We start from the raw sequence: 4736 nt of genomic DNA, 5'->3' as shown, positions 1-4736 counted from the left end.
ATCGCCGCAGCGGCCCTCGTCCTGCTCCAGCTCGAGTACGACCGAACCATCTGAACGATCACACAACGTCATGATCCATTACCGGGAAAGGCTCAATAGGTAGCCATGTCAGATCACAAGACGTTGACCCCCTTTGATGGCGTACTCGTCACGATCCGCTCGGAAAAGTCCTTCTTCGAGGGTCACCAAGGCCATCGAGTCGAGCTTGCAGCGCTTTACGCCGTCGAAGTTGATGGAATACGTGACGCATGCAGATCGCGAGGGACTGGAGGCCTACGTTGCAGAGGTCTCGGCGCCCAGCAAGTTCTCCATTTTCTGGGAATTCGAGCAGGGCTCAACCATGAGGCTGGCTGGAATCCCCATCGAGTCCAAGTTCTACCTGGTCGGTAATGCCGTCATTGCCCGAGGCCTGTTCCAGCACACTGCAGCCGCCGGCCTTGGAGCACCAGTGCGCATCTGCGTCTCCCAGCGAGATGGTGAGCAGACGCGCATCGACATGGACCTGCCTTCCGCGTTCTTCGGAAAGTTCCCCGAAATGCGCGAGTCGGACGTTCCCGAGCTTCTGGACGCCGAGATGGTCAAGGTCTTCGAGGACGCTGCCGCCTAAAACAAGCTGTGAGAGCCGGACGGCTGCACCGGCCGGCTCTCGCAACCGTCCGTCTCAGCCGGAGGCGTCGGGCTCCTCTCGGCTATTTTCGATCGTTCAACCTGTCGTGCAAAGACTGGCGCGGCCCGGCTATTACGACACCCCCGCCCAGGCTGCAGAGCGACTCCAGTAGAGCCCCTTGCCCACCGGTGCCGACAACAGGCGTGAACTTTTACGGCTTTACCCAGTGAGCTGATCGCGCTGATCAACCGGCTGACCGACCGAGAGGAGAGCGCGTCCGCCGTGCTCGCAGGCTTCGTCGCGCATTTCCGCGACGAGATCGCCGCCAGCGAATACCGCGAGGGATGCGACGTAGCCCCCATCGTTATGGAGGTGGCCGTTCAACCCCGCGCCTCGCTGCGGTCATCCGCCGGGGCTTCCAAGGCCTGATCACCACCATGGCACCGCGCCGTGTGGACAAGGGATTGCAGCCCGAAAGCGCTCAGGAACTGGCAGCACTGGCCGTGACCGGAATGGAAGGGGCTCTCGTCGTCAGCCGAGCCCTGCAGGACCCCGAACCCTTCTAGGCATTGGCGGCCCGACTCACCTCAGCCGCCGAATCCGCACCCGCCCTTTCCATCTGAGCGCCGCGTGCTCACCGCCCCAGGCCAAACCCTGGCGAGGCCGTCTGCAACGTCAGCACCACGCCATTCGACGCATCAAATCCGGCAGCCCCTTGTGGTGTCGGGTTCACCCGAATTCCGGGAACCCTCGCTTTACGTCGATGAGCAGATGCACTAGCACCGAAGTGTAGCGATCGCTTTACCTGTCGGGGTCGTGCCCTCAGAGCCCGGTGACACCACTGCGCCGAGCCCCCGCACCCTCGCCGAAGCCAATAGCCCCCATCACCACCGGAGAGAACCACCGACATGCACATCCAGCACCTGCGCCCGGCGAGGCGAATATCACGCCCGGTCGGCTTCTGGCTTCTGGCCGTCACGTTCCTTGCGTTCTTTGCCGCGAACAGCGCGCTTTCCCCGCTCCTGGTGGTGTACCAGCACCGCTGGGGATTCTCGCCGACCGTGCTCACCACGATCTTCGCGGTCTACGCCCTGGGTCTGCTGGTCGCGCTGCTGACCGTCGGACGACTCTCCGACTACGTCGGCAGGCGTCCGGTGCTCGCTGCCGCGCTGATCGTCGAGGCCGTGTCCATGGTCGTGTTCCTCACCGCCGACGGTGTCGGGCTGCTGCTGGTGGCGCGCATCCTGCAGGGGCTGGGGATGGGTGCGGCGATGGGGGCCATCAGCGCCGGGCTGGTGGATCTGCAGCCGTCGCCCGCATCACGCCTCGCCTCGGTGCTGAACAGCGCCGCCCCGGCCGCCGGGCTGGCCCTCGGGGCGCTGGGCACCGGACTGCTGGTGCAGTATGCCTCCGCCCCCACGACGCTGGTCTTCGTGCTGCTCATCGCCGTCTTCCTGGTGCTGACCGCGGCGGTGTTCTTCCTGCCCGAGCCGGTCACACCCCGGCCGGGCGCCTGGGTCTCGCTGCGGCCGCAACTGGCCGTGCCGTCCCAGGGGCGCCGGGCCTTCCTGGCGATCATGCCCTGCCTCGTCGCCACCTGGGCGATCACTGGGTTCTACCTCTCGCTCGGCCCCTCGCTGGCCGTAGGGGTCCTGCACATCGGCAGCCATCTGGTCGGTGCCCTGGCGCTGACCACGTTCTACAGCGCGGGAACCGTCGCCTCACTGCTGGGGCGCAACCTGGCGCCGCAGCGGGTGATGGCCGCCGGGTGCGTGGCCCTCGCCGCAGGGACCGCTCTGACCCTGCTCGCCCTCGTCGGACCCTCGGCGCCGCTGTTCTTCCTCGGAACCGCCCTCGCCGGCGTCGGCTGGGGCAGCTCCCTCCTGGGCTCCTTCGGCTCGCTTGCGGCACTGGCCGGTCCCACGGAGCGGGCGAAGCTGTTCGCCTCCGTCTACGTCGTCAGCTACCTCGCCTTCAGCGTTCCCGCCGTGGTGGCCGGGCTGGCCATACCGTCCCTCGGCCTGCGCGTCACGACGATGTGGTACGGCGCCATGGTGATCGTGCTGGCACTGCTGGCGGTTGCCGGGGCCGCCGTCCGCAGGCGCGCAGCCAGGCCCTTGGCGGCACTGGCCTCTTCCGAGGCCCCGGCCACCGTCTGCCCTTCCCACCCGGACGCGGCCAAGGCCGCCCGGAGCCAGTAGGGCGCAGCGTCCGGTCCGTCGGGGACCTGATCGCGACCCGTGGCAGCCCCGCCCCCGGGACGAAAGGAGGGCCACGGCTATGCCCTCGCGTGCAGCTGCCGCCATACCTTCCAGACCCCGTGGACGCCGAAGTTGTCGGCGTGGACGCGACTTATTCGGGGCATGCCGATGGGGGTGTGCGGGTCGGGCGCCATGGCAGCGTCGTCCTCCGACAGCACCGCCCCACGCAAGCGTGTAGCCATCTGCGCGATGGCCGCCGGTGAAGGGGCGCGCCCATGCCTCACGGGGCGACACCAGCTACTGGGCCTGCTGCTAGCCGCTGCCCCGGGTGCCGAGCCGCCGTGGGCCTTCTGGGGCGTGTCGGCGGTGTGACGCCGAGCCTGTCAGGAGGGCCAGCCCCAGGCAGAAGATGAGGGCCAGGGCGAGCCCGGCGCTGAAGACCTCGAGGGTATTCATGGTGGCGATGTCGTGGCCGAGCACCGACACCGTGTACTCGGGGCCGCCGGAGAGGTTGTCGGCGATGGCGAGCGCCGTGAAGGCAGCGACGCCCGCAAGGAGAAGCAGGCCGATGAACAGCATGGGAGTCATCTCCTCAGGAAGTCCCGTTACCTGCGGGTACCCACTGCCACGGATCCACCGCTGCTGGAACTGTCCTGCGCGCCGGCGCCGACTGCCCCGGTCGACCCGGGCGGAGACAGGTAGGTAGGCGGCTGCGGCTGCGCCGGGTGCGGGCCGGTAGGCGGCCGGACCTGTGTGCCGGGCTGGCTCAGCGACACCTGTTGCACGGGTCGGCTTTCGGCAGGCCCGGTTGGCCGGCACCAGACTGTGGGTTTCGGCAGGTGCGTCGGTGGCCGCTCAATCGTGCTGACGTGGGCGATGAGCGCACAAGGCACGCAGCAGCCGCCCCCTCTTTAACTCTCGGGAGTGGACCCGAAACGCTGGCCGCCTCACTCGGTTTTCGTCCTGACACCTCCGCCTCCTCCCGGGCACCTATTGCCGGTCAGTCTCCACGCCGGCGAAGCTACTCGTCACCTCACGCGCCTGGGCCGCCGCAGGCGGCTTAAGGCGGGGCCGGCGAACCCCGTCGTAGCCGCGTCACCAGCCCGCGCTATCGATGACAATTCGCCATCGCCTACCGGCGGTTGGCCGTGGGGGCTCGCAACGGTGCCGCACAGTGAAGACGTGGCTGACCGCCTACCGCTCCAAGCCGCCGGCGCAGCGCCGCGCCATGGCCGCGAAGGCCTCACAGGAGCTGCGCCTCCAACTCGCCCGCGTCGAACGCTGCATCGCCATGGACGCCTCACCCGGAACATGGGGGCAACCGCCCCCGGGGACCGGTCAGCGCCACCCCGGTGAAAGGTGCCAGAGCAGAAGCGACGGCGGACGGCGCGGCTAGCAGTCCGGACAGCCGTCCGAATCAGTGCTCCGGCGAGGGGGCTCCGGAGCCGGCAGCCGCGGGTCCCGGCTCCTGTCCAGGCAGCGCCTCCCACGGCACCTGACGCGCGCGCAGGTCGGCACGGATGCGCCGGGCGAGCCGTGCAGTGTCGTAGCGGCGGGGCAGCCCCTTCGCACGAGCATATGCACCCCCGGTGCCCTACAGGCCCGGCGGAACATCGTCGCTGGTCAGAGCCCATGCAGCCATTCTGAAGCGGCACGGGCGGGGACTGGAAACGGAGCGTCACGCGTCACCGCCCCAGTCCCTGACCCTACTTCCACACGGTCACCTTTAGACGCCACCACCGGAGATGCGCCACGCCGTACCGACCTTGGCCAGTTCGAGGCCTTGGCCGTTGGTGGCGTGGTTGGCCGCGATCGAGCGCTTCGCGCTGCCACCGGTACCGACCTTGATGTCCTGCGGGTACACCGTGGCCTTGATGTTGTCCTTCGTGTCGTAGGTGACCTTGCGGACATGGGCGTCGCGCAGTTCT

At 68.2% G+C, this 4736-nt stretch carries 8 protein-coding genes; 5 read left to right on the top strand and 3 right to left on the bottom strand.

Annotation, left to right across the window (positions count from 1 at the left end; translation table 11 throughout):
• The first annotated feature begins 232 nt into the window (after nucleotides 1-232).
• From ACWDA7_RS50540 to ACWDA7_RS50525, 4 genes are all read left to right on the top strand, one after another.
• Nucleotides 233-607 carry a hypothetical protein gene (locus ACWDA7_RS50540; protein WP_450614664.1) on the top strand — a complete coding sequence of 125 codons (375 nt, stop codon included), beginning with the start codon at nucleotides 233-235 and terminating at the stop codon, nucleotides 605-607.
• 282 nt (nucleotides 608-889) lie between these two features.
• Entirely contained in the window at nucleotides 890-1036 is a 147-nt protein-coding gene (locus ACWDA7_RS50535; protein WP_450614662.1) for a hypothetical protein, read from the top strand.
• Nucleotides 1037-1044: 8 nt separating this feature from the next.
• Entirely contained in the window at nucleotides 1045-1173 is a 129-nt protein-coding gene (locus ACWDA7_RS50530) for an LmrA/YxaF family transcription factor (RefSeq protein WP_450614660.1), read from the top strand.
• A gap of 342 nt (nucleotides 1174-1515) precedes the next feature.
• Complete coding sequence (locus ACWDA7_RS50525; RefSeq protein ID WP_450614658.1) at nucleotides 1516-2808, top strand: MFS transporter; 1293 nt, start codon at nucleotides 1516-1518, stop codon at nucleotides 2806-2808.
• A gap of 77 nt (nucleotides 2809-2885) precedes the next feature.
• Here the strand turns inward: ACWDA7_RS50525 and ACWDA7_RS50520 are convergent, their stop codons facing one another.
• Nucleotides 2886-3050 (bottom strand): hypothetical protein, encoded by a 165-nt coding sequence (locus ACWDA7_RS50520; protein ID WP_450614656.1) that lies wholly within the window; start codon nucleotides 3048-3050, stop codon nucleotides 2886-2888.
• 70 nt (nucleotides 3051-3120) lie between these two features.
• On the bottom strand, nucleotides 3121-3387 hold the full coding sequence (locus ACWDA7_RS50515; protein ID WP_450614654.1) for a hypothetical protein: 267 nt from the start codon (nucleotides 3385-3387) through the stop codon (nucleotides 3121-3123).
• A 595-nt stretch (nucleotides 3388-3982) separates the two neighbouring features.
• Between ACWDA7_RS50515 and ACWDA7_RS50510 the strand changes: the two genes are divergently transcribed.
• Entirely contained in the window at nucleotides 3983-4204 is a 222-nt protein-coding gene (locus ACWDA7_RS50510) for a hypothetical protein (RefSeq protein ID WP_450614652.1), read from the top strand.
• Between the two features lie 330 nt (nucleotides 4205-4534).
• Here ACWDA7_RS50510 and ACWDA7_RS50505 read toward each other — a convergent pair.
• Nucleotides 4535-4736 (bottom strand): hypothetical protein (locus tag ACWDA7_RS50505; RefSeq protein WP_450614650.1); only part of this gene is annotated, 202 nt, incomplete at its 5' end.

Source organism: Streptomyces sp. NPDC001156 (assembly GCF_053598275.1).
This window is presented reverse-complemented; position numbering and strand designations above follow the sequence as displayed.